The sequence below is a fragment of the Labrys sp. ALF-8 genome (assembly GCF_059699065.1).
In genome coordinates, this window is the sequence record NZ_AP048537.1 from 1,887,553 (window position 1) to 1,912,470 (window position 24,918).

The window sequence follows — 24,918 nt, forward strand, 5'->3', positions numbered from 1 at the left end:
AAACGTGAAGAGGGGGAGAATTCATAATGGCAGACGTAGGTTTGATGGCCCGGAAACCCGTGGCGGACATCATCGCCGAAGGCGACGAGGGCGGCGGTCACACCCTCAGCAAGACGCTCGGTCCATGGAGCATCACCGCCCTCGGCATCGGTTGCATCATCGGCGCCGGCATCTTCGTCCTCACCGGGACGGCGGCGGCGAAATATGCAGGGCCGAGCATCATGCTCTCCTTCGTGATAGGCGGCATCGCCTGCGCGTTCGTCGGCCTGTGCTATGCCGAACTGGCGGCCCTGCTCCCCGTTTCAGGCAGCACCTATACCTACACCTACGCCACGCTCGGCGAGATCTTCGCCTGGATCATCGGCTGGGACCTCGTCCTCGAATATGCCATGGGAGCGTCGACCGTGGCTGTGGGCTGGTCGGGCTACATCGTGTCACTGCTGCACAATTTCGGCCTGAACATCCCTCCCCAATACGCGGCGGCACCCTGGACGCTGGCCAAGCTGCCGGACGGAACCACCGTCGAAGGCATCGTCAACCTGCCGGCAGCCCTGATCGTGCTGCTGCTCACAGCCATGCTCATCGGCGGCACCAGGGAGTCGGCGCGGGTCAACAACATCATGGTCGGCATCAAGCTGCTGGTCGTACTGGCCTTCATCGTGCTCGGCTTCGGCTATGTCACGCCGGCCAACTGGCACCCCTTCATTCCCGACAATACCGGCGACTTCGGTTCTTTCGGTCTGACCGGCGTCATGCGCGGCGCCTCGGTGGTGTTCTTCGCCTTCATCGGCTTCGATGCCGTCTCCACGGCCGCCCAGGAAGCCAGGAACCCCCAAACCGACATGCCTATAGGCATCCTCGGCTCGCTGCTGATCTGTACCATCCTCTATGTCGCCGTTGCGGGCGTGCTGACGGGCCTGGTGCCCTACACCCAACTCAACGTACCCGACCCGATCGCCAGGGGCGTCGACGTCATCGGCCTCACCTGGTTCTCCGTGCTGATCAAGATCGGCGCACTGGCCGGCCTCACCACGGTGATCCTGGTGCTGCTCTACGGCCAAAGCCGCATCTTCTTCACCATCGCCAGGGACGGCCTATTGCCGCACATGTTCTCCCACGTCCATCCCACGCTCGGCACTCCCTACAAGAGCCAGCTCCTGATCGGCGTCATCGTCGCCATCGTTGCCGCTCTGACGCCGATCGACATCCTCGGCGAGATGGTCTCGATCGGCACGCTGTTCGCCTTCGTGCTGGTCTGTGGTGCGGTGATCTATCTGCGCAAGAGCGATGCAGAGGTCGCCCGCCCCTTCCGGACTCCCGCCGTGCCGGTGGTGCCCATCCTCGGCATTCTCTTCTCGGTGGCGCTGATGGTCTTCCTTCCCTGGGAGACCTGGCTGCGGCTGATCGTCTGGCTGGTCATCGGCCTTGCGCTCTATTTCGCCTATGGCCGCAGCCATTCGGTGCTGATGAAGGGCTTGAGAGGCCAGCAGCCGCTGAAATAGCGCGGCTTCCCCGACGCTGCTCGGGAGGTTTCGCCGGATCGAATCCTTCGCTCCGGCGTGCACCTCCCGCACCTGCCGGCGTCACCCTCCGAAGACCGACCAGCCCATCCGGCGCGTCAGCATCTCCAGCGCGATCCGCCCCAGATGCGAATTGCCCGAGGCATCGAGCCCCGGCGACCACACGGCGATCGAGGCCTTGCCGGGAGCAATGGCGAGAATGCCGCCGCCGACGCCGCTCTTGCCGGGCAGGCCGACGCGGTAGGCGAATTCGCCCGAACCGTCATAGTGCCCGCAGGTCAGCATGATGGCGTTGATGCGCCGGGCCCGCTCGGGCTGCACTACCAGGTGGCCGGTGGTGGGATTGCGACCGTACTGGGCCAGGAACCTGCCCGCCATCGCCAGCTGCCGGCAGGACATGGCGATGGCACAATGATGGAAATAGACGCCGAGCGTGTATTCGACCGGATTGTCGAGCACACCGAAGGCCTTCATGTAGTTGGCGAGCGCATTGTTGCGATAGCCTGTGCGCTGCTCGGAAGCGGCCACGGCCTCGTCGATGATGATCGAGGGATCATCGGCGAGGAAGCGCATAAATTGCAGGATCTCGCCCAGCACCTCGCGCGGCTTGTGGCCTGACAGGATCAGGTCGGTGACGGCGATGGCGCCGGCATTGATGAACGGGTTGCGCGGAATGCCGCGCTCGTTTTCCAACTGCACGATGGAATTGAAAGGGCTTCCCGAGGGCTCTCGTCCCACGCGCCGCCACAGCCTGTCACCGGCCTTCCCGAGCGCCAGCGTGAGGGTGAAGACCTTGGAGATGCTCTGGATCGAAAAGGGCATCTCGCCGTCGCCCCCGACATGGGCATTGCCCTCCGCATCGACGACGGCGATCCCGAAATGCCTCGGATCGATGCGTGCAAGCTCCGGGATATAGGTCGCCACCTCCCCGCGGTCGGGGCGGTTCAGCATTTCCTCGGCGATTTCTTTCACGACCTGGTCGAGCTGGGGCAAGGCAGGATCTCGGAAAAACGGCTGGGCGAGACGGGGCGCATGAGAATGAACCGCACCGTCAAAGCCCCATCGCCCCGCTTGCGGGGAGAGGATGGAGGTGAGGGGCGGCACCGCCCTCTCGGGATCAGCATGCGCACTATCGATTTGCCGAAGCACGCGCAAGCCCAACATTTGCGCAGGGATGCGACCAAGGCCGAGCGGTTATCGTGGAGCCGGCTGAAGAATCGCGCCCTGGGTGGATACAAATTCATTCGACAGGACCTCGTAGGACCTACTTTCCTGATTTCGTCCGTCGCGAACGGCTGTTCATAGTGGAGGTCGACGGAGCAACGCATTCGACCGAGGTCGAGAAGGCCAGGGACGCCGTCCGGGAACATTTCCGACGGACCGCCGGATATCGCATCGTTCGTGTTCAGAACGCCGAGATATACGAGACCATCGATGGTGTTTGCGAGTATATCCTGACGATGCTTCAGGGGCGGGACACCTTGTGACGTCGCGCCGCCCCTCCCCCTTATCCTCTCCCCTGCAAGCGGGGCGAGGGGACTTTGACGGTGCGGTTCATTCTCATGCGTCCCGTCTCGCCCAACCGTTTGGATTGACTCCCCCGCCCTTTTGCCCTATTTCCCGCCCGTTCTTACATCAGTAAGGCAACCAACCGCCGACCATTCCTGGAGAATGGAGGCCAACGCCCGTCAGCGCGATGCGCCCACGGGCGTGTTTTGCGTTGTGCGTCTTGCTGTTGCCAAGGGCGGCTCCGATATCAGCGTCGTAGCCACAAAGGGATTTTTGGATGTTCGATGGTCTCTCCGCGCGTCTTTCCGACGTGCTCGACAAGCTCACGCGCCGCGGCGCTCTCAGCGAGAGCGACGTCGGCGAAGCGATGCGCGAGATCCGCCGTGCGCTGATCGAGGCGGATGTGGCACTGGACGTCGTGCGCTCCTTCACCGACAAGGTGCGCAGCCGTGCAATCGGCGCCGATGTGCTGAAATCGGTCACGCCGGGCCAGATGGTCGTCAAGATCGTCAATGACGTGCTGATCGAAACGCTCGGCGGCGAGGGCCAGGCCATCGACCTGCAGGCCGTGCCGCCGGTGCCGATCCTGATGGTCGGCCTCCAGGGTTCGGGCAAGACCACCACCACCGCCAAGATCGCCAAGCGCCTGACCGACAAGTTCGGCAAGAAGGTGCTCCTGGCCTCGCTCGACACCCGCCGCCCCGCGGCCATGGAGCAGCTTGCCGTGCTCGGCCAGCAGGTGGGCGTCTCCGTGCTGCCCATCGTCGCGGGACAGAGTGCCGTGCAGATCGCCAAGCGCGCCATGGATGCCGCCCGCTTCGGTGGCTATGACGTGGTGATGCTCGACACCGCCGGCCGCACGACGGTCGACGAGGCCCTGATGGCGGAGGCGGCGGAGGTCAAGGCGGCCACCGATCCGCACGAAGTGCTCCTGGTGGCGGACGCCCTCACCGGCCAGGACGCCGTCAACACAGCGCGCGCCTTCGACGGCCGTCTCGGCATCACCGGCATCGTGCTCACCCGCCTCGACGGCGATGGCCGCGGCGGCGCCGCGCTATCGATGCGTGCCGTCACCGGCAAGCCGATCAAGCTGGTCGGTACCGGCGAGAAGGTCGACGCGCTCGACGACTTCCATCCCGCCCGCATCGCCAACCGCATCCTCGGCATGGGCGACATCGTCTCGCTGGTCGAAAAGGCCGCCGAGACGATCGACGCCGAGAAGGCGGCCAAGATCGCCGCCAAGATGCAGAAGGGCTCCTTCGACCTGGATGACCTGCGTGAGCAGCTGATCCAGATGGAGAAGATCGGTGGCATGTCCGGCGTGCTCGGCATGCTGCCCGGCATGGGCAAGATCAAGGACCAGCTCGCCAACGCCAATCTCGACGAGAAGCTGTTCAAGCGCCAGCGCGCCATCATCGAGTCGATGACGCCGGAAGAGCGCCGCAAGCCCGAGATCCTCAAGGCCTCGCGCAAGCGCCGCATCGCCGCCGGCTCCGGAACCTCGCCCGAACAGATCAACCGCCTCCTGAAGATGCATATGCAGATGGCGGACATGATGAAGAAGATGGGCGGCGCCAAGAAGGGCGCGCTTGGCAAGATGGCCTCGATGTTCGGGCTCGGCGGCGGCATGCCGCAAATTCCTCCCGGCGCGCTGGAAGCCCTCCAGAAGGGACAAATGCCGCCAGGCATGCCCAACCTTCCCGCCCAGATGCCGGATTTCGGCCCTGGCGGCCCCAAGCTGCCTGGCCTTCCCGGCCTGGGCGGCGGTCCGAAATTGCCGGGTGGCCTGCCGCCGGGCTTCCCCTTCGGCGGCAAGAAGAAATAGCCGCCTGAAACCCTTTCACCTCAACACCTACGCAAAAGACAAACGGAGTATCCCATGTCCCTCAAGATCCGCCTCGCCCGTCGCGGCGCCAAGAAGCGTCCGTTCTACGCGGTCGTCGTCGCCGATTCGCGTTCCCCGCGTGACGGCCGCTTCATCGAGAAGCTCGGCACCTATGACCCGATGATCGCCAAGGATTCCGGCAATTCGCGCTGGAACGTCGATCTGGAGTCCGCCAAGGCCTGGATCGCCAAGGGCGCCCAGCCGACCGACCGCGTGCTGCGTCATTTCGCCGATGCCGGCCTGTTGACCCGCGAAGCCCGCAATAACCCGGCCAAGGCCGTCCCAGGCAAGAAGGCCCAGGAACGCGCTGCCGAGAAGGCCAAGAAGGCTGAGGCTGCTGCGGCCGAAGCGGCCGAATAAGGCCCATAAGACGGGAGTGCGGACATCCCTGGGACACTCCGAGAGTGTCGGATGATCCGCTCTTCCCCGGTCTCATAGCGCGTCGTTTCCAAGAGCGGACAGGATGTCCGCACTCCCGGGAGAGTCATGCCGTCCGCTCCGCAAAACCTCGTTCTTCTCGGCGTATTCGGCGCGGCGCATGGCCTGAAGGGCGAGGTGCGGCTGAAATCCTATACCGAGGAGCCGTTGGCGATTGCCAATTACGGACCGCTCAAGACCAGGACGGGACGCCTCATCAAGTTCACCAGCCTGCGCCAGCAGAAAGACATTCTGGTGGCGCGGGTCGAGGGCGTCGATGATCGGACTGCCGCCGAACAACTCGTCAATCTCCAGCTTTTCGCGGAGCGCGAGGCGCTCGGCACGCCGGAAGACGAGGACGAATTCTTCCATGCCGACCTGATCGGCCTCGCCGCCCGCGACGAGAAGGGAAAGCTGATCGGCACCGTCACCGGCCTCTATGATTTCGGTGCCGGCGACATCGTCGAGGTCACCCCGGAAGGAGGCCGGCCCGTGCTGCTGCCCTTCACCAAGGCTGTCGTGCCGACCGTCGACATCAAGGCCGGACATATTCTCGTCGTGCTTCCCGAGGAAACAGGAGACGAGAGCCAAGAGGATGGAAAAGATGAGCGCTGATCACGTGGTCCGGGACGCTTCGCTCTCGGACAGCCTCGGGGACGTCTTCGAAGCGCTGGCCGCCATCCCCGTGGCCGGCCTGATCTTCGACATGGACGGCACGCTCGTTGATAACATGCATGTCCACAACGATGCCTGGGAAACCTGGCATCTGCGGCACAGCCTGCCCTTCAGTCGCGAGACCTTCTTCCGCGAAACGGCCGGTCGCGCCAATCGCGAGGTGGTGAAGTGGGCCAAGCCTGACGCCACCGAACTCGAGCTCGAGACGCTCGGCCTCGAGAAGGAGGCGATCTACCGCGAGATCTATCGCAGCCAGATGACGCCGATGCCGGGTCTCACCACGGTCATCGCAGCGTGCGAGGCACGTGGGCAGAGGATGTCGGTGGCGACGGCCGCGACGCCGGAGAACGCCTCGCTGGTGCTGGACGGCCTCGACCTGCGCCGTCACTTCGTCACGGTGGTCTCGCCTTCGATGGGCTATCGCGGCAAGCCCCATCCAGACCTTTTCCTCGCCGCCGCGCAGGCGATGGACCTCGAGCCGGCCCAGTGCGTGGTCTTCGAGGACGCTCCGCTCGGCATCGAGGCCGCAGCCAATGCCGGCATGCGTGCCGTTGGAGTCACCACCATGCTCGACGCTGCCACGCTGCGGGCACCGAACGTGGTCTTCTCGATCGGGGATTTCACGGATGGCCGGCTGAAGGGCCTGCTGGGATGACCGGGAGCGCGGACATCCAGTCCGCTCCTTCGTGCAGCGTAGGCTTTTCCATGAGGCGGACATCCAGTCCGTTCTCGCGGTAGGTCCCATGTGGCGCGCCTCGATCCTCACGCTCTATCCTGACATGTTCCCCGGCCCGCTCGGTGTCTCGCTGTCAGGCGAAGCGCTTGCCGGCGGAACCTGGTCGCTCGATGCCCGCAACATCCGCGACTTCGGCCAGGGGCGGCACCGGGCCGTCGACGATACTCCTGCCGGCGGCGGACCCGGTATGGTGATCCGGGCCGACGTGCTGGCCCAGGCCATCGACGCCCTGCCGGATGATGGCCGGCCGCGCCTGCTGATGTCTCCCCGCGGTACGCCGCTGACCCAGGCGCATGTGCGCACCCTCGCCGCGGGCGAAGGGGTGGTAATCGTATGCGGGCGCTTCGAGGGCGTGGACCAGCGCGTGATCGAGGGGCGCAACCTCCATGAAGTCTCCATCGGCGACTACGTTCTCTCGGGCGGCGAGCTCGGCGCCATGGTGCTCATCGACGCCTGCGTACGCCTGCTGCCGGGCGTGATGGGCGGCGACACCTCGGGCGACGAGGAGAGTTTCGAGAACGGCCTTCTCGAATACCCTCACTACACCCGTCCTCTCGTCTTCGAAGGCCGGGAGATCCCCGAGATCCTGCGCTCGGGGCACCACAAGAACATCGCGGCCTGGCGCCACCAGCAATCGGAAGCGCTGACGAAGGAGAGGCGCCCCGATTTGTGGCCAGCCTATGAAGCGCGACTGCCACCGCCGAAGAAGAAGCGCTGAGATCGATCTGGAAACAGGGCGTCTTGTCGGAAAGGTAACGGGCGATCGGTGATCGCCATCCATATTTGCGCGGCTTTTCGTGCAAGGTCAGCGCCCGCAGGCATTCCCGGCTCCGGGGCCGCCTAGCCAAGAACGGGCAGGATGCCCGTGCGCCGGGGGCGTCGAATTCGATAGACTCGGCCAGCGATTTCGCGTATTGGCACGCCTCCACTTCAAGCAAGAGCAAGATGCGCCCCTTGGGTGCGCGCGGAGATCGATCATGAACCTGATTCAGACTATCGAGCAGGAAGAAGTTGCCCGCCTGTCGGCCGGCAAGGACATTCCCGAATTCCAGCCCGGCGACACGGTCATCGTGAACGTCAAGGTCGTCGAAGGCGAGCGCTCGCGCGTTCAGGCCTACGAAGGCGTCTGCATCGCCCGCGACGGCGGCGGTCTGCAGGAAAGCTTCACCGTCCGCAAGATCTCCTACGGCGAAGGCGTGGAGCGCGTGTTCCCGCTCTACTCGCCGATGATCGATTCCATCAAGCTCGTCCGCCGCGGCAAGGTCCGCCGCGCCAAGCTCTATTACCTGCGCGATCGCCGCGGCAAGTCGGCTCGTATCGCCGAGCGCGTGGACAACAAGAAGTAATCCCGCAAGCGCGGACGTCCCGTCCGTCCCTGCGAACGAATCGAATGCAAGAGAGGGCGCCGGCCGTGTGGTCGGCGCCCTCTTTCATGTGAAGCGTCCCGATCGCAGCCGGGGACGTCCACGCTCCGGCGCTCCTGGGATCGCCCGCCTCTTGAACCGGCACGTACCCGAGACGCGGAGCCGGGGCGCCCGCTCCCTCATGGAAGCGGGCGCAGGGCCGGCAGGATGCCGGCGGTCCCAGGAAAGTTGCCCGCGTCCGGAGCTATCCCTTCTTCCACCACAGGTCCATGGCGCCAAGTTCGTAGATCGCGCCGGGATCGCCATGCTCGAACTCGTCCCAATAGGCGAGCCATCGCTCGGTGCGGTACCACATCGGCACCCAGTAGAAGCCCGAGCGCAGCACGCGGTCGAAGCAGCGGCAGGCGGTGACGAGTTCCTCGCGGCTGTTGGCATTCGCCATGCGGCCCATCAGCGCGTCGAGCACGGGATCGGCGACGCCGCTGCGGTTGAGCGTGCCCTTCACCTTGGCGTTGGAGCTGGCGTAGTAGGCGCGCATGTCGTCGGCCGGCGTTGAATTGTAGGACACCCGCTGGGTGATCACGTCGAAGTCGAAATTGTCGGTACGGATCTGCATCTGCGAGGGATCGACGATGCGGAACGTCGCCTGGATGCCGAGGCGCTGCAGGTTCTGGATGAACGGCGCAGTATGCTTGTAGAGCCCGTCGTCGTCTTCCAGGAACTCCACGGTGAAGGGCTCGCCCTTGGCATTCTTGAGCACGCGGTTGTCGATGGTCCAGCCCGCCTCCGCCAGCATCTTCCCTGCCCCGCGCAGGAGAGTGCGGTCGAACCCCGAGCCGTCCGACGCGGGGGGCACGATGGCATCGCCGAACACCGTATCCGGCACCTTGCCGTGGTAGGGCTCCAGCATGGCCAGTTCCTCGGGCGAGGGCTTGCCATCGGCCTTGAACATCGAGTTCTCGAAGATCGACGCCGTGCGCCGATAGAGCGAGAACATCACGTTCTTGTTGGTCCACTCGAAGTCGAAGGCCATGCCCAGGGCCTGGCGCACGCGCGGATCGGCGAATTGCGGCCGGCGGGTGTTGAAGAGCCAGCCCTGTGCGCCGGAGGCGGTGTGATCGGGCACCGTCTCGCGCTTGATGCGCCCATCCCTCACCGGGGGAATATCGTAGCCCGTGGCCCAGTTGAGCGAGGTATATTCCTCCCTGAACAGGAAATTCTTCGTGGAAAAGGCGATGAAGGAAGCCGGTCTGTCCTGGTAGTAGACATAGGTCTGGGTGTCGAAATTGTTGCTGCCGACCTGGCTCGGCAGTGTCTCGCCCCACCAGCCCTTCACGCGTTCGAAGCTGATGCTGCGCCCTGCATCGACCCTGGAGATCCTGTAGGGCCCACTGCCGAGGATCGGCTCCAGCGTGGTCCGGGTGAAGTCCTTTCCTGCCCAGGAGGCCTTGGAGAAGATCGGCAGGCCGGCGATGGTGAGGGGGGTGGTGCGTCCCCGATCGGGCGTGAGCGTGACCCTCACCAGATCGGGCGCCTCGGCCGCCGCCTCCTTCATGTAGCGCAGGGGCTCGGTGATATAGGGGTGACCGTCCTCCTTCAGCCGCATGAACGACCAGGCGCAATCCTCCGCCGTGAGCGGCGAGCCGTCATGGAAGCTGAGGCCGGGCCGCAGGCGGAAGCGATAGGTCAGCCTGTCCGATGAGACCTGCACGGACTGGGCCGCGTAGGCATACATCGCGTCCATCTCGTCCCAGGCACGGGCCAGAAGGGTGGCGAAGCACATGTCGACGCCCGCCGCGCCTGCCCCCTTCAGGATGTACATGTTCAGGTTGTCGAAGGTGAACAGGTTCTGGTTATAGGTGGTCTGCACTACCTGCTGGGAGAAGGTGCCGCCCTTGGGCGCATCGGGGCGGACATAGCCGAAGGCCTTGAAGTCCGGCCCGTATTTGAGATCGCCGAACAGCGAAAGGCCGTGGCTCTCGACCTCCTCGCCCCGCGCGCCTACCGGCAGCAACGCCGCGGCCGCGCCCAGGAAGCCGGCCTTGAGGACGGTACGGCGGGTGGGATGAGCCATGGTCTTCTCGATGGGCAGGCCCCTCACTTCGGCGCCCCCGTCTTGGCGGCGAGGGCCTGGTCATACCACCACACCGTGGGGAAACCGCCGGTGGGGCTCTGCGTGGGCAGCTTGTCGGGATGTCCGAAGCGATTCCAGCGCAGCGTATGCCAGACGCCGGAATACCACATCGGCACCACATAGTTGCCCGAGAGCAGCACACGGTCGAGCGCCTTGGTCGACGCCACCAGTTCAGTCCGGTCCTTGGCATAGACGATGCGGTCGATCAGCGCATCGACGGCCGGATCCTTGATGCCGATCGCATTGCGCGAGGTGGGTTGGTCGGCGGCGGCGGAACTCCAGAAGTCGCGCTGCTCGTTGCCGGGAGACTGCGACTGCCCGACGCCGAAGAGGATCATGTCGAAATCGCGGTTGTTGACGCGCTGGGAGTATTGGGAGTCGTCGACCACGCGCACGGTGGCGTCCACGCCGAGGCGCTTGAGGCTCTGGATATAGGGCAGCGCAATCTTGGTGAAGGTATCGTCGTTGAGCAGAATCTCCAGGCTCATCGCCTCGCCGGTCTTCACATTGGTCAGCTTGCGATCCTTGATCTCCCAGCCTGCTTCCTTGAGCAGGCCGAGAGCCGTGCGCAGGTTGGCGCGGCGTGCCTCGTCGGTGCCGTTGACGGGGTTGGCATAGGGCGTGGTGAACACGTCCGGGCGCACCTTGTCCTTGATCGAATTCAGGACGGCCAGTTCCTCGCCCTGCGGCAGGCCGGTGGCCGAGAACTGGTCGAGGCCGGCGAAATAGGAGGCGATGCGCTTGTACTGGCCGAAAAAGGCCGAACGGTTCAACTCCTCGAAATCGAAGACGAGGTTGAAGGCTTGGCGCACGCGCATGTCCTGGAACTTCGGTCGCCGGATGTTGAAGCCGAAAGCCTGCATGCGGCCGCTGGTGTTACTCGGGAAATCCTGCTTGACGATCCGCCCGTCCTTCACGGCCGGAATATTGTAGAGCGTCATCCAGTTGGCGATGACGTTCTCCAGGCGGAAATCATAGGAGTCGCTCTTGAAGAACTCCGGAAGCTGCTGGACGTTGGTGTAGTAGACGTAGCGGATCTCGTCGAAATTATACTGTCCCTTGGCGGTGGGCAGATCTGCACCCCACCAGTCCTTGACCCGCTCGTAGGTGGCGGAACGGCCCGGCTCGAAGCTTTTGAGCTTGTAAGGGCCGGAGCCCAGAGGCGGTTCGAGGCTGGTGTTGGCGATGTTGCGCGGCTTGCCGTCGGGCCCGTTGGCCGTCCACCAATGCTTGGGCAGAATGAAGAGCTGCCCTACGATCTGCGGCAGCTCGCGGTTGCCCTTGGTGGCGAAGGTGAAGGTCACCTGATCCGGCGCGGTCGCCTCGGCCTTGGCGACGTCATGATAGTAGTTGGCGGTCTGGGCATTGGCCGCCTTCTGCTGCTCGAAGGACCAGACCACGTCCTCCGGCGTGATGGGCTGGCCATCGTTCCAGCGCGCCTTCGGGTTGAGGCGGAATGTCACCGAGGAGAGGTCGTCGGGAAAGCGCACGGCGTCGGCGATCTCCCCATATTCGGTGGAGGGCTCGCTCTGCGAGTCCGTCATCAGGGTCTGGTAGACATTGGTGACTCCGCTTTCGATCACGCCCTTCACCTGCGTGCCCGCGATCGACATCAATGCGATGTTGAAGTTGTCGAACGTACCGGGGATCGCCAGCCGCACGGTGCCGCCCTTCGGCGCATCCGGATTGACGTAGTCATAGTGATCGAAGGGCGTGGTGTGCTGGGGTTCCCCGAGCAGCGAGAGGCCGATCCGCCAGGGCGGCGTGCTGCCGGGACTGTCCTCGGCAGCGGCAGGGAGGCTCCCCAAGACGAGAATGGCGGACAAGGCGGCAAGACGGACAAGACGCATGGGAATCCCGGCTGTTTTGGCCGTCCGCGAAGGCAGGACGGCGATTCAGCTTCAGGATAGGGGGCATTGCGGCGGAAATGTAGGCAGTTTTTTGAACAATCGGAGAGTATTCTCTACCCTCGCGGCAGGGCGGGCCTGCCGCACCGATTCGGAGATTCGCCATGCTGGGAAGCAAGATCGCCGTTGCCACGCTCCCGGTGCGCCATCTGCCCACCGCCCGCCTCTTCTATGAGGAGAAGGTGGGCCTCGAGATCGCCTTCCTGCACGAGCCGAACGCCATCGCCTACAAGGCCGGCAACAGCATCGTGCTGGTCTACGAATCCACCTATGGCGGCACCAACAACGCAACGGCCGTGACCTGGGTGGTGGGGGACGACATGGCGGACCTGGTGCAGGAGCTGAAACAGCGTGGCGTGATATTCGAGCACTACGACATGCCGGGCACCACGCGCGAAGGCGACATCCACCACACGGGCAGCCTGCAGCAGGCCTGGTTCAAGGATCCGGACGGCAATATCCACGGCCTGGCCAGCGGTTGAGACGCGATCCGCGATTGACGCCGGACTCCCGCTCGCTATAGTGCCGGCCGCGTTGCCCCTATGGCGGAACTGGTAGACGCGTCCGACTCAAAAAGAGGTTTGTCTACCAATCCACAGAAAATCACGATGAGTTGAAAACATCGTATTTTCAACGGGCTGGCGAGGTGAGAGTGAAGAAGGAGAATATCGCCGAGATGGCGCTAGGGGCAGGCTAGGAGCCAAGACCCGGAGCAGGATCGGCGGCAAAGTGCGGGCGTGGCGAAACGGTAGACGCAGCGGATTCAAAATCCGCCGTAGCAATACGTGTCGGTTCGAGTCCGACCGCCCGCACCATCTTTCCTTCATTCCCATGCTCGGGCACACAGCCACAGCGCGTCGGTGAAGCGCGGGTGCCAATGGCAGCCACTACCTCTTGACGGTAGATCACGGGCAATGCCTCTTGCTGTGGATAGCAATTCTCGAACCCGCGGTGCGAAGCGCCGGACACAAGCGGCCGTGCCGAAAACGGGTTGCAGCAGTGCCGCACACAATGCCCTCGATGCGGGAGCAGATGCGGGGCCTCAGCCACAGTTTACTTGAGTGATCCGCCGGGATGTTTCTTCATATATAATGTTCAGCCGGTTCGGCCGATAATCGTCAGTCTTCGAGCAAGTTGTACAAACCCTTCTCCATATTTCGTTGGGAGGCAACATCGGGACGTGGTCTATCGATCGCCCGACCCAAGTTTGGCGGGCCGATGCGCGGCATTGGTCCGTTGGAGGAGGATTGAATGAGCCAGTCAATCCTGCCGCAGTAGAAACACCAGTCGGTCGTGCAGCGGCGACGGGTCGAGCGCCGGGCTCGACTGTGCAGCCAGCGATTGCCATGAACGCCCATATCAGAGCAAGCCTGTTGACCCAGCCACGTCGCGGTGAACGGTTTTCCAGAATTGGACCAGCCGTTCTGATCATGCACAAGAGTTCCTCATACTTGCTAGAAAACGGCTGGTGACTTTGTTTAGTCTGTATGCTCAGGAGCGCTTTTCCTTAGCCTTATCGTCGACCAGCTCATACCACATGGCGTTGAGCACTGCGAAAGCGGCCGCGAGTGGGAGGCCGAGTATCCATGCAAAGTACCACATCGTCTTTCTCCTTTAATAGGCATGGCCGCCTTTGTTAGTGACGCTCTCCTCATCAACCTTGCCCCAAAGGACCTTATAGACCCAGCTCGTATAGGCGACGATGATGGGCAGGAAGATGACCGTCGCAGCGAGCATGATGAACAGCGTCTGATGGCTCGACGACGCGTCCCAGACCGTCAGGCTGGAGCGGGGATCGACCGACGACGGCAGAATGAAGGGGAACATGGAGACGCCGACCGTCGAGATGATCCCGAAGATCGACAGCTTGCTGAACAACAGCGTGGCGATCTCAAGCTTCGCGCGCAGGCCGACCAAGGCCAATGCCGCCCCGACGAAGCCAAGTGTCGGAGCGATCAGCAGCCAGGGGTGAGCGCCGTAGTTGGCAAGCCACGAACCTGCATGCTCAGCGGTCTTGAACAGCGGGTTCGATGGTCCGGCCGGGTTGATCTCGCTGGTGATCGTGTAACCATTGATGCCGAGGGCAAGGAAGATACCACCGAGCGCGAAGAGCACGATGACGGTAAGCGCAGCGATGCTTCCGTAACTGCGGGCACGCTCGGCGACCAGGCCCGAAGCCTTGAGCACCAGCCAGCACGCGCCGTGCATGACAAGCATGGCGACTGAGAGCAGGCCGCAGAGCAATGCATAGGGATTGAGCAGCCCGAAGAACGTGCCGTCATAGAAGATGCGCATGTCTTCGGCGAAGCGAAACGGTACGCCCTGCAACACATTGCCGACGGCAACGCCGAAGATCAGCGAGGGCACGAAGCCGCCAATGAACAGCGCCCAGTCCCAGCCGTTGCGCCAGCGCGGGCTCTCCCGCTTGGAGCGATACTTGAAGCCGACCGGGCGCAGGATGAGCGCGAACAATATCGCGAACATGGCCAGATAGAAGCCTGAGAAGGACACCGCATAGAGAGGCGGCCAGGCCGCGAAGATGGCGCCGCCGCCGAGGATCAGCCAAACCTGATTGCCCTCCCAGACAGGGCCGATCGTATTAATGGCAATGCGCCGCTCGACGTCTGTCCTCGCAACGAAAGGCAGGAGTGTGCCGACGCCAAGGTCGAATCCGTCCATGGCGGCGAAACCGATCAGCAGGACGCCGAGCAGCACCCACCAAATGATCCGCAGGGTTTGGTAGTCGATGAGTTCATAAAGGATCATGGCCGGTCACTCCGCGGCAGGAACAAGGGTTTCGGAGATGAGCTCGGCTTCCGGTTCATCGTCGGGCTCAGGGCCATGCTTGATGGCCTTGATCATCAGCGCCATCTCGATGACGATCAGCACGGTATAGAGCGCTGCAAAGCCGACGATGGTCAGCAACACGGCCCAGGCGCCGTGGTTCGAAACGGCAACCGCGGTCGGCAGCACGCCTTCGATGACCCATGGCTGGCGCCCGATTTCGGCAACCACCCAACCGGCTTCGATGGCGACCCACGGTAGCGGGATCGAGAACACTGCGATCCATAGCAGCGACCGGTACTTGTCGAGGCGTCGTCGGGCCGAGAGCCAGAAGAAGGCCGCGGTCAGCAGAATGAAGAAGACGCCAAGCCCGACCATGATGCGGAACGACCAGAACAGCGTCGGCACATGCGGGATGGTGTCGCGCGCAGCCTGAGCGATCTGCGTATCACTTGCCTGACGCGGGTCATCAACATAGCGCTTCAGGAGCAGCGCATAGCCGAGCTCGTGCCCAAGATCCTCGAATGAGGTGCGGACGTCGTCGGCAACGCGCTTGTCGGGCGTCTCCGCGCGGATCTGCATCAAAGCGTCATAGGCGCGGATACCGTCGCGGATACGCTGCTCGGCCTGCTTCTCCAGCTTGTCGATGCCTGGGATTTCGGTCGTCAGCGAGCGCGTGCCGATCACACCCATCACCCAAGGGATATGAACGGCGAAATGCGTTTCACGGGCTTCCTGATCCGGGAAACCGAAGGCGGTGAAGGCGGCAGGTGCCGGCTCCGTCTTCCACATCGCCTCGATGGCGGCGAGCTTCATCTTCTGATTTTCGGTGGCGAGGTAACCGCTTTCGTCGCCGAGCACGACGACCGAAAGCGCCGAGGCCAGACCGAAGGACGCCGCAACCGTCATCGAGCGTTTGGCAAGCTCGATATGGCGGCCCTTGAGGATGTACCAGGCCGAGACGCCGAGCACGAAGATCGAGGCGCAGACATAACCAGCCGACACCGTATGGACGAATTTCGCCTGGGCGACGGGATTGAAGACCACATCGAAAAAGCTGGTGATCTCCATGCGCATGGTCTGCGGATTGAGCGCCGAACCGACCGGGTTCTGCATCCAGCCGTTGGCGATGAGGATCCAGAGCGCGGAAAAGTTCGAGCCGAGCGCCACCGCCCAGGTGGCGACCAAATGACCGACCTTGGAGAGCTTGTCCCAGCCGAAGAAGAACAGGCCGACGAAGGTTGCCTCGAGGAAGAAGGCCATCAGACCTTCGATCGCGAGCGGCGCGCCAAAAATGTCGCCGACATAGTAGCTGTAGTAGCTCCAGTTCATGCCGAACTGGAATTCCATGACGATGCCGGTGGCGACGCCGAGCACGAAATTGATGCCGAACAGCGTACCCCAGAATTTCGTCATCTGCCGCCAGATCTGGCGGCCGGTCATCACATAGGTGGTCTCCATGATGGCGAGCAACACGGAGAGCCCGAGCGTCAGCGGCACGAAGAGGAAGTGGTAAAGCGCCGTCAGCGCGAACTGGAAGCGCGATAGCGATACGATGTCGAATTCCATGGTCCTTCTCTCAGGTCTTTGGTGGCGGCGGGTTCTACGCGCGCCGAGCCGGCGCACGCGGTCGTTGAGGCTCAGTCCGGCCGGAGCCGGGCGAGAGCCTGCTCGAACGCCGCCTCCCCGCGGCGCGAAACGCTGCTGATGTGTCCGTCTTCGATCACTGCGATTGCGTCGGCGATCGAAGCCTCCCGGCGAATGTGGCTGGCGACGACGATCGCGCGACCATTTGCCCTCTCGGCGACTCGGAGCATCACGTCGCGAGCGGTATCGCCGTCCAGCCCCTCGGTTGGCTCGTCGAGCAGCCAGAGGGAAGCATCTCGAAGAAACAGTCGGGCGAGCGTCAGACGGCGGGCCTGGCCGCCGGACAGGCCGAGGCCTCCTTCGCCCAATCTGGTGTCGAGCCCTTGCGGCAAGGCGTCGATGGTTGCGAGGAGGCCGGCGGCATCGAGCGCATCGCGGAGTTGCTCTTCACTCGCCGAAGGATCCGCGACAAGAAGATTGCCGCGAATGCTGTCGGCGAACAGCTCGGTTCGCTGTGTCAGGAGCGTCGCATCCGTGACAGCGACGCATTCGCCTTCACCGTTCAACTCGCCAGCCAGAAGCGCAAGCAAGCTGGATTTTCCAGCGCCACTGGCGCCGATGAGGGCAAGGCTTTCGCCATGTTTCAATTGCAGCGTGAGATGATGGAGGGCAGGCTTTGCGCTCCCGTCATATGAGGCACTTGCGTCGGTGAGCCTGAATGCGAGACCGCGCTGCGGCTCGACCCGTGTTATCGTCTCGTCTTTCGCCGTCAGCCGCTCGCCGACGCGACGAGCCGCGATCAGCGTGCGGCCGAATTCCAGGGCCCCGCGGCGGAGAGCTCCGAAGGGCTCAACCGCTGCAAATGCGACCAGCATGCCGAGGGCGGCCACGGGCGCGCCGATTATGCCGGCACCTGCGAGGGTCGCGACAGCCAGCAGCGAACCGGCGAGCAGGAGCGCCGATGTCAGCCCGAAGGCGAAGCCGACACCCGTCTCGATGCGGTTCAGGCGATCGTCCGCCGCAGCGCAATAGCGATCGGCATCGGTCACAGCGGCGCACTGCGCCTCGAGCCGGCCGGCGAGCAGCAGATCGGTCTGTCCGGCAACGAGATCGATCACCCTGGCGCGAACTGCCTCGACGCCATGCATGCGACGGCGTGCCGGTTTGGCGGCAAAGCGGCCGGCGACATATGGGATGCCGAGCCCGGCGGCCAGCAGCAACAGGCCAACAGCCATCCCGAATAGCGGATGGATCAGGCCAAGCACGACACTCGCGACAAGTGCGGTGCATAGAGCAACCGCAGCAGGCACGAGGACACGCAGGTAAAGCGAGTCAAGCGCATCAATATCCGCCGTCAGGCGAAACAGCAGTTTTGCCGGGCGCAAAGCTAGATGGCGCGCAGCGATGCCGGTGGCCCAGCCGCGAAACAGTTTTTCGCGGAGAGCCGCCAGCACCGCCAAGGTCGCGTCATGCGTCGTCATTCGCTCGCCGTAACGGGAGACGGTGCGGCCGATCGCCAGCAGCCGAATGCCTGCCGACGGCGCGAAGACATCGAAGGTGATGGCGGTCGCTGCGGACAATCCGGCGATCGAGGCGGCGGTGATGAACCAGCCGGAAAGGCCGAGCAGCGCCACGCCTGCCAGAACCGTCAAGGCAGACATGAGTGCGCCGACCATCAGGCCGCGACGGCGTTCGGCGATAAACACGGTGAGAATGGGTTTGATATCGCGAAAGCGGGTCTTCATTCCGCCGCCTCCCGAAGCTTATCGCCGCCGAACGGGATCGCTCGCTGCATGCGCTCTGCGAGCCGGGGATCGTGGGTGGCGACGACAAGCGTCTTGCCCCTCGCGAACTCCAGCAGGCTTTGGGTGATCTCGGCGGCCGTCGCGGCATCGAGATGCGCGGTCGGCTCGTCGGCGAGGATGATGCGATTGTCCGGGTCGCAGGCAGCGCGTGCTATCGCAAGCCTCAGCGCTTCGCCGCCCGACAGCCCGAGACCGCCTTCGCCGAGCGGGCGCTTGCCATAGGCTTCGGCGAGGGCATCGATCTTGGCGACGCCAAGCGCGTCTTCCGTTTCGACATCCGGGCGGCCGAGCGTGATGTTGCCTGCCAACGTACCGGCAAAGATATGTGGCTTCTGGCCGATCCAGGCGACGTGCCTGCGCCAGTCGCCCGCTTTCTCAAGTGGCACCCCGCCGATGCGAATGGTGCCATTCGAAGCCGGAGCAAGACCGGCGATCAGAGAAAGCAGCGTAGATTTCCCGCTGCCGCTGGCCCCCAGCAGAGCGACATGCTCGCCCTCTGCAATCCGACAGTCGAAACTCTCGATGGCCATCGCAAGGTCATCCGCATAGCGGAAGCCGACGTCATCAAACTCGATATCGAAGTGAAGGAGCTGAGGGTGCTCCTCGATCTCCACGATTCGCTGGCCGTCTGCCGCCAGGGATTCCAGCGCCGACAGCGCGGCCTCTCCGCTGGCGCGATCGTGCCAGACCGAGGATAGTTCGCGCAGAGGCTCGAAGAAGGCCGGAGCGAGCAAGAGTAGAAAGAGGCCGGTCGTCAGATCAAGTCCGCTTGCCCAGGCGCCGAAGGTGATCTCGCCGAGCAGGCTGAAGCCGACGTAGACGGCGAGCAGCGCAACGCCGAGGGCGGCAAACAGTTCGAGCACCGCCGAAGACAGGAAGGCGATACGCAGCACTGCCATCGTGCGGGTCTTCAGATCGTCGGCATCGGCGCGTAAGCGGATGGCAGCTTGGTCGACGGCGCCAAGAGCCCGGATGGTTGTCAGTCCGCGCAGTCTATCGAGAAGGAAGCCGTTGAGCCCGCCAGTCGCAGCGAGCTGCTTTTCGCTGGCGGCCTGCGCGCGCCAGCCGATCAACGCCATGAACAGCGGGATCAGCGGCATGGCAATCAACAGGATGATAGCGGCGACCCACGATATCGGCAGGATGCAGAGAAGCATGACCGAAGGCACAATCGTCGCCTTGAAGCGCGCCGGCTGGAACCGGGCGATGTAGGGCACGATCAACTCGGCCTGTTCGCCGATGACGCTCGCCGCCTCTCCGGAGACCGGACGCAACGGATCGAGCGGAGAACGCCGGGCGAGCGCTTGAACAGCGGCGGCGCGGTGTCTGCTGAGCGCGTCGCGGGCGGCGTTGTATGCAAGGCGACCCCCGGCCGCCTCCAGACAGCTTCTGGCGAGGCCAAGAGGGACGATGAGGAAGGCCGGCCAGAGGACAGACTGCAATCCGCCATCATCGGCTATGCGGCCGACGGAGACGGCGATGAGGGCAGCCTGCGGAATGAACAAGAGCGCGCTTGCGGCTTGCAGGCCTGCCGCCAGGCGCGTTGAAGGTAACGGCCGTCGCACCACACGGCGTTTTTTGTCGCCTGGAGTTTGCGCGAGGGCGTCTTCGGGTTTGTTCAAGGCATGCGACATGAGTGCCTCTTGGCGGCAGATAAGGCACCATGCGCCGCCAAACCGGACCGTCGGATATCAATTTACTGATCTGTCTAACTATGTAATTATGTAATCGAGTTGCGTCAACCTGCTCGACATGCAACAAGGTTTCAAAATCACGCTCTTGAGATATTGATTTGATGAACGACGTATCGATCCGCCTGCCCGCCCCGACGTTGCGGATGGGCGATGCTGCTCCGGATTTCGAGGCCCGCTCCACGCAAGGCCCGATCCGCCTGTCCGACTTCAAGGGCCGCTGGCTGGTGTTCTTTTCGCATCCAGCCGATTTTACGCCGGTCTGCACGACGGAATTCGTTGCGCTTGCCAAAGCGCATGACCGGTTCGCAGCGCTCGGCTGCGCGCTTCTGGGGCTGTCGGTGGACAGTCTGTATGCTCATCTCGCCTGGACACGCGCCATTCGTGAGCTGTTTTCGGTCGACATTCCCTTCCCGGTGATCGAGGACCCCTCCATGAACGTGGGGCGGGCCTATGGCATGATCGACGAGGCGGCTGAGAACAGCGCGGGCGTGCGCGCAACGTATTTCATCGACCCGGAGGGCGTGATCCGGGCAATCACACACTATCCCCTGACCATCGGACGCTCGATCGACGAAATGGTGCGGATGGTGGCGGCACTCCAGGCCGCCCACAAGGGGGACAAGCTCGCCCCCGCCGACTGGCAACCGGATCAGCCGTTGCTTCTGCCGGCGAACGAAAAAGCGCAGCACGAGGCCGACTGGTTCTGCCGGAGGGACGGATGAAGACGCTTTGGCAATCGCGCGCGCAGGCCGATATCGCCGCCGACAAGCTGCGCAAATTCGCGCAAGCCCAGCGCTTGATGATCCTATCCCTTCTGCTCGAAGGCGAAAAGTCGGTCACGGAGATCGACACGGCAACAGGCATCGGTCAGCCGGCTCTCAGCCAGCAGCTTGCCGAGCTGCGCAAGGCAGAGCTTGTAACGACGCGCCGGCAGGCAAAGCAGGTGTATTACAGCCTCGCAGACGAGACTGTTATTCTATGCGTTCGCAGCATCGAAGCGGTGTTCGGCGCCGGGGATCCCGAACGGGCACTCCTGAGCATGGTGAGACCGGATGTTCGGCCGGAGCGAAGCGGGGTTGTGCGGGGTGCGGCTAATTTCGCGCGAATTCGCTGATCGGAAACCTGCCTTAAGACGCCCTTAAGCTTTGGGGCGAGGCGCTCTTGTCAGGCATCGAATTGCCGGAGGAACGCCAGAATGGCCGAAACGACGCGCCGCAATATCACGATTCTGCAAGTCAATGACACGCACGGCTATCTGGAGCCGCATCCCGAACTGGTCTGGCACGGCGCCAAGCCCCGCTTCCCCACGCTCGGAGGCTATGCGCGCATCGCGGGTTACCTCAACAAGGTTCGAGCGGAATGCCCGGATGCGGTCGTCGCCCTCGACAATGGCGATACGTTGCACGGCACCTATGCCGCCGTCTCGACCAAGGGAGAGGCACTGGTCCCGCTGACCAATGCGCTGGCGTTCGACGCGATGACGGCGCATTGGGAATTCGCCTGGGGACCGGCCCATTTCAAGGCGCTCGCCAGACGGCTCGACTATCCGGTCCTGGCGATCAACTGCTTCGACCAGAAGACCGGCCGGCGACCGTTTGCGGCATCGCGCGTCATCGAGCGCGGAGGCCTGCGGATAGGCGTCATCGGCGTTGCCGCCACCATCGTCGACAAGACCATGCCGCCGCACTTCAGCGAGGGCTTGCGCTTCACCAATGGCGACAAGGAGCTGCCGCGCGAGATCCGCCGGCTTCGCCACAAAGAACAGGTCGATATGATAGTCGTCCTCTCCCATCTCGGCCTGCCGCAGGACATCAAGCTCGCGGGGCTGGTCGACGGGATCGACGTGATCGTGAGCGGCCACACGCATGACAGGCTGGAACGGCCAGTCGTTGCAAACGGAGCCATCATCATCCAGTCCGGATGCCACGGCGCCTTCGTTGGACGTCTGGATCTGAGCGTCGGCGATGAAGGCGTCCGGCTGGAGCGGCACGAGCTGGTCGCCATGGACGACACGGTCGAGTCCGATCCGGCGATGGCGGCGCTCGTGGAAGGCGTTATGGCGCCATTGCGCGAGCGTCTCTCCGTTCCGGTCGGCAGTATCGACACCGCACTCCATCGCAACACCATCCTCGACTGCACGATGGACGACTTGCTGCTTGCGGCGCTCTGCCATGTGTCCGGCCGCAAGATCGCCTTTTCGAACGGCTGGCGCTACGGGGCACCGATACCGGCGGGCCCGGTCACGATGAACGACCTCTGGAACATCATCCCGGTCAATCCTCCCGTATCGACGGTGAGGATGACCGGCGAGGAGATCCGCGCGATGATGGAGCAGAATCTCGACCGGACCTTCTGCGCCGACCCATTCGGCCAGATGAGCGGATATGTGAAGCGTTTCTGCGGACTGACGATCTTCGCCAAGATCGAGAATCCGTTCGGCAGCCGGATCGTCGAAATCTTCGCGGGCGAAGACAAGCTCGGTCCTCAGAGCGACTACGAAGTGGCCTTCGTCACCGCCCAGGGCGTGCCGGCCCGGTTCGGTCGCGACCGGGGGCAGATGGCGATCACCGCAATAGAAGCATTGCAAACCTACCTTGCCGAGAGCGCACCTCATGCCACGATGGCGGGAAGAGTCGTTCCGATCTGATGCCGGTATCCATCGGAAAAGGGAAAGCGCAGCGAAAGGTCCGCTGCGCTTCGTGGTCGTCGGCGTTGTCCAGTGGGCTTCGAGATTGCCAGCGGTCGAACGTCTTAGTCTAGGTCGCCAAAGCTGCCCTGTTGGGGGCAGGTTCGTGAAGAACGTCCTTGAACGTCTCTCGGGCGAAGAATGTCGCGACGATGCTGATGACACCCATGCCCATCATGTAGGTGCTGATGCCCCAGGTCTTGCCGTCGTTGGCGGCAAGCAGCGCTGTCGCGATCATCGGGGCGAAGCCACCGGACAGCACAGAGCCGATCGCATAGCCGATGTTCGCCCCGCTCAGCCGGACCTTGGTGCCGAACAGCTCCGAGAAATACACGGCCTGCGGCCCATAAATGGCATCGTGGAAGATATTGATGGCGATGACCATCGCCAGCGTCAGCAGCCAGACGTTTCCGGTATCGACCATCCAGAAGAACGGCATGACGAACAGCGTCGAGGCGATTGTACCGAACATGCTGACCTTCTTGCGGCCGATCAGGTCGGAAAGCCAGGCCCACAGAGGCAGTGTGAATATGCCGATCGCCGAAGATATCATCACGGCGTTGAGGCCAGCGGACCGGTCCATCTTCAGCGTGCCGACGATGTAGCTCAGCATGAAGACCGTGTAGAGATAGTAGACGGCGTTCTGCATCATGCGCATGCCGATGGTGACGAACAATGTGCGGCGGTGCTGCTGGACGACTTCGAGCGCCGGCGCCTTGGACGCCTCGTTGTTTTCCTTGATCTCCTTGAACACCGGCGATTCCTGAACGGTCGAGCGGATGAACATTCCGATGGCGATCATGACGATGCTGGCGATGAAGGGAATGCGCCAGCCCCAGGCGAGCAGATCCTCGTTGCTCATCGAGGCCGAGACGATGGCAAAGACGCCGGTCGACAGCAGAAGGCCGGCCGGCACGCCAACCTGCGGAAAACTGCCGTAGAAGCCGCGGCGATTTGCCGGCGCATGCTCGACGGCCATGACGACGGCCGCGCCCCATTCGCCTCCAACGGCAAACCCTTGCAGAAGCCGGAGCGTGCAGAGCATCACGGCGGCCCACATGCCCGCGGTCTCATAGGTCGGAAGGAAGCCGATGGCGACGGTGCTTCCCCCCATCAGGAGCAGTGAGAAGACCAGCATGGACTTGCGTCCGATGCGATCGCCGAAGTGGCCGAAGACGGCCGCGCCGATGGGGCGTGCGATGAAGCCGACGGCGAAGGTCGCAAAGGCGGCGATCGTTCCGGTCAGCGGATCGACGCTCGGGAAAAACAGATGCGGAAACAGAAGCGCGGCATAGGTGCCGTAGATGAAGTAGTCGTACCATTCGACGGCCGTGCCGATCAGGCTTGCAACCGCGACCTTCCGATGTTCCTTGTCCATGCCTCCGGCGCTCAGGTCCTTTTGACCCGACACCACTGTTGCGTTACTGGCCATTTCCGGTTCCTCCCTATGGCTGTTGTTTCATTTGGCAAAGCGCGTCCGTCCGTTGACCTCCCAGGCAACGGTCACAAGCGATCGATGATGAAGCGGTGCTGCCTGCGCGTGGCTCAGCCGAGCATGATCAGCGCGGATGGCAGGCTCTATCGGCGGCCCGCCCGGGCATGAGCCGGGCGGGCCGCCTGGAACTCAGGCGAGCTGGGTCGTCACCTTGACGGGATTGGCCAGCGTGTCGCGAATGGGCGAAGTCTTCTGGAGATCTGCAATCAGTTCCTCGAGTTCGGCCGGCGACGTATTCGGGCTGTCGAGGTGAACCTTGACCTTGATCTCCTGGGCGCCGGGACGAACCGTGTCATCGACGCCGAGAAAACCCTGAAGGTCGATATCGAACTGAAGATCGAGGTCGATCCGGTTGAGCTCGATGCCCTTGGCGGACGCGCATGCGGCGAGCGTGACCCCGTAGCAGCCCGCGAGCGCCTGAAGCACGTATTCGGCGGGACTGACCGCCTGGTCGGTGCCGAGCAGCGAGACGGGCTCGTCGGTCTGGAGGGAGAACTTGCCGGTGCGGCTTTCGTCGGCCTCGCCGGCCTGGTGAAGCGCACCGGTGCGCGATTGCATCCTCAGCCCGCCGAGCGAGGAGCTTTCGAGCGTAAACGAGACCTGGGCAAGCTTCGGGTTCTCGCGCACCGCCGCGACGGTCTCGGATACGGCGTTGGCGTCGATGAAGGGTTTGGCATTCATGGTGTCGTCACTCCTTGTCCTGTTGGTGGTCGGATTCAG

21 protein-coding genes, 1 tRNA gene and 1 pseudogene are annotated in these 24,918 nt (G+C 63.5%); 13 read left to right on the forward strand and 10 right to left on the reverse strand.

Annotated features, from left to right (window positions below; translation table 11 throughout):
* Window positions 1-26 precede the first annotated feature (26 nt).
* A complete protein-coding gene (locus tag AC6H34_RS08670) occupies window positions 27-1,502 on the forward strand; it encodes an amino acid permease (RefSeq protein WP_448150356.1) in 1,476 nt (491 codons plus the stop codon).
* Between the two features lie 81 nt (window positions 1,503-1,583).
* Here AC6H34_RS08670 and AC6H34_RS08675 read toward each other — a convergent pair whose 3' ends face one another.
* Entirely contained in the window at window positions 1,584-2,513 is a 930-nt protein-coding gene (locus AC6H34_RS08675) for a glutaminase (protein WP_497538504.1), read from the reverse strand.
* Window positions 2,514-2,642: 129 nt separating this feature from the next.
* On the opposite strand from AC6H34_RS08675, the pseudogene AC6H34_RS08680 reads away from it, so the two are divergent.
* The 7 genes and pseudogenes from AC6H34_RS08680 (at window position 2,643) to rplS (ending at window position 8,088) form a co-directional block, all read left to right on the forward strand.
* Window positions 2,643-3,007, forward strand: a pseudogene (locus tag AC6H34_RS08680) (endonuclease domain-containing protein).
* Window positions 3,008-3,306: 299 nt separating this feature from the next.
* Window positions 3,307-4,854, forward strand: coding sequence for a signal recognition particle protein (gene ffh, locus AC6H34_RS08685; RefSeq protein WP_448150354.1), 1,548 nt, complete (start codon window positions 3,307-3,309; stop codon window positions 4,852-4,854).
* A gap of 54 nt (window positions 4,855-4,908) precedes the next feature.
* The gene (gene rpsP, locus AC6H34_RS08690) at window positions 4,909-5,274 is read left to right on the forward strand and encodes a 30S ribosomal protein S16 (RefSeq protein WP_497538505.1); all 366 of its coding nucleotides are present in this window, start codon (window positions 4,909-4,911) and stop codon (window positions 5,272-5,274) included.
* A gap of 126 nt (window positions 5,275-5,400) precedes the next feature.
* Window positions 5,401-5,946: a ribosome maturation factor RimM gene (gene rimM, locus AC6H34_RS08695; RefSeq protein ID WP_497538506.1), complete on the forward strand. Its 546-nt coding sequence runs from the start codon at window positions 5,401-5,403 to the stop codon at window positions 5,944-5,946.
* Window positions 5,936-6,661 (forward strand): HAD family hydrolase, encoded by a 726-nt coding sequence (locus tag AC6H34_RS08700; RefSeq protein ID WP_497538507.1) that lies wholly within the window; start codon window positions 5,936-5,938, stop codon window positions 6,659-6,661. The genes rimM and AC6H34_RS08700 overlap by 11 nt, the downstream gene beginning before the upstream one ends.
* 88 nt (window positions 6,662-6,749) lie before the next feature.
* A complete protein-coding gene (trmD, locus tag AC6H34_RS08705; RefSeq protein ID WP_497538508.1) occupies window positions 6,750-7,460 on the forward strand; it encodes a tRNA (guanosine(37)-N1)-methyltransferase TrmD in 711 nt (236 codons plus the stop codon).
* A gap of 259 nt (window positions 7,461-7,719) precedes the next feature.
* Window positions 7,720-8,088 carry a 50S ribosomal protein L19 gene (gene rplS / locus AC6H34_RS08710; RefSeq protein WP_448150349.1) on the forward strand — a complete coding sequence of 123 codons (369 nt, stop codon included), beginning with the start codon at window positions 7,720-7,722 and terminating at the stop codon, window positions 8,086-8,088.
* A 262-nt stretch (window positions 8,089-8,350) separates the two neighbouring features.
* Here rplS and AC6H34_RS08715 read toward each other — a convergent pair whose 3' ends face one another.
* Both AC6H34_RS08715 and AC6H34_RS08720 read right to left on the reverse strand, forming a co-directional pair.
* Complete coding sequence (locus AC6H34_RS08715; RefSeq protein ID WP_448150348.1) at window positions 8,351-10,180, reverse strand: extracellular solute-binding protein; 1,830 nt, start codon at window positions 10,178-10,180, stop codon at window positions 8,351-8,353.
* A gap of 23 nt (window positions 10,181-10,203) precedes the next feature.
* Window positions 10,204-12,090 carry an extracellular solute-binding protein gene (locus AC6H34_RS08720; protein ID WP_497538509.1) on the reverse strand — a complete coding sequence of 629 codons (1,887 nt, stop codon included), beginning with the start codon at window positions 12,088-12,090 and terminating at the stop codon, window positions 10,204-10,206.
* Between the two features lie 161 nt (window positions 12,091-12,251).
* Between AC6H34_RS08720 and AC6H34_RS08725 the strand changes: the two genes are divergently transcribed.
* Entirely contained in the window at window positions 12,252-12,629 is a 378-nt protein-coding gene (locus tag AC6H34_RS08725) for a VOC family protein (RefSeq protein ID WP_497538510.1), read from the forward strand.
* A gap of 249 nt (window positions 12,630-12,878) precedes the next feature.
* Window positions 12,879-12,962 (forward strand) — tRNA-Leu (locus AC6H34_RS08730).
* 676 nt (window positions 12,963-13,638) lie between these two features.
* Here AC6H34_RS08730 and cydX read toward each other — a convergent pair.
* From cydX to cydD, 5 genes are all read right to left on the reverse strand, one after another.
* A complete protein-coding gene (gene cydX / locus AC6H34_RS08735; protein WP_497538511.1) occupies window positions 13,639-13,749 on the reverse strand; it encodes a cytochrome bd-I oxidase subunit CydX in 111 nt (36 codons plus the stop codon).
* Between the two features lie 12 nt (window positions 13,750-13,761).
* Entirely contained in the window at window positions 13,762-14,913 is a 1,152-nt protein-coding gene (gene cydB, locus AC6H34_RS08740) for a cytochrome d ubiquinol oxidase subunit II (protein ID WP_497538512.1), read from the reverse strand.
* Between the two features lie 6 nt (window positions 14,914-14,919).
* A complete protein-coding gene (locus tag AC6H34_RS08745) occupies window positions 14,920-16,500 on the reverse strand; it encodes a cytochrome ubiquinol oxidase subunit I (RefSeq protein WP_497538513.1) in 1,581 nt (526 codons plus the stop codon).
* Window positions 16,501-16,571: 71 nt separating this feature from the next.
* On the reverse strand, window positions 16,572-18,263 hold the full coding sequence (locus tag AC6H34_RS08750) for an amino acid ABC transporter ATP-binding/permease protein (RefSeq protein WP_497538514.1): 1,692 nt from the start codon (window positions 18,261-18,263) through the stop codon (window positions 16,572-16,574).
* Entirely contained in the window at window positions 18,260-19,957 is a 1,698-nt protein-coding gene (cydD, locus tag AC6H34_RS08755; protein WP_497538515.1) for a thiol reductant ABC exporter subunit CydD, read from the reverse strand. The genes AC6H34_RS08750 and cydD overlap by 4 nt, the downstream gene beginning before the upstream one ends.
* 161 nt (window positions 19,958-20,118) lie before the next feature.
* Between cydD and AC6H34_RS08760 the strand changes: the two genes are divergently transcribed.
* The 3 genes from AC6H34_RS08760 (at window position 20,119) to AC6H34_RS08770 (ending at window position 22,664) form a co-directional block, all read left to right on the forward strand.
* Window positions 20,119-20,739, forward strand: a complete 621-nt coding sequence (locus AC6H34_RS08760) for a peroxiredoxin (protein ID WP_497538516.1) — start codon at window positions 20,119-20,121, stop codon at window positions 20,737-20,739.
* Complete coding sequence (locus AC6H34_RS08765) at window positions 20,736-21,131, forward strand: ArsR/SmtB family transcription factor (protein WP_497538517.1); 396 nt, start codon at window positions 20,736-20,738, stop codon at window positions 21,129-21,131. Before AC6H34_RS08760 ends, AC6H34_RS08765 begins: the two co-directional genes overlap by 4 nt.
* A gap of 81 nt (window positions 21,132-21,212) precedes the next feature.
* The gene (locus AC6H34_RS08770) at window positions 21,213-22,664 is read left to right on the forward strand and encodes a bifunctional metallophosphatase/5'-nucleotidase (protein ID WP_497538518.1); all 1,452 of its coding nucleotides are present in this window, start codon (window positions 21,213-21,215) and stop codon (window positions 22,662-22,664) included.
* Window positions 22,665-22,773: 109 nt separating this feature from the next.
* Here AC6H34_RS08770 and AC6H34_RS08775 read toward each other — a convergent pair whose 3' ends face one another.
* Together AC6H34_RS08775 and AC6H34_RS08780 are read right to left on the reverse strand one after the other, a co-directional pair.
* The gene (locus AC6H34_RS08775; RefSeq protein WP_497538519.1) at window positions 22,774-24,135 is read right to left on the reverse strand and encodes an MFS transporter; all 1,362 of its coding nucleotides are present in this window, start codon (window positions 24,133-24,135) and stop codon (window positions 22,774-22,776) included.
* 192 nt (window positions 24,136-24,327) lie between these two features.
* Window positions 24,328-24,879 (reverse strand): OsmC family protein, encoded by a 552-nt coding sequence (locus AC6H34_RS08780; RefSeq protein ID WP_497538520.1) that lies wholly within the window; start codon window positions 24,877-24,879, stop codon window positions 24,328-24,330.
* Window positions 24,880-24,918 lie beyond the last annotated feature (39 nt).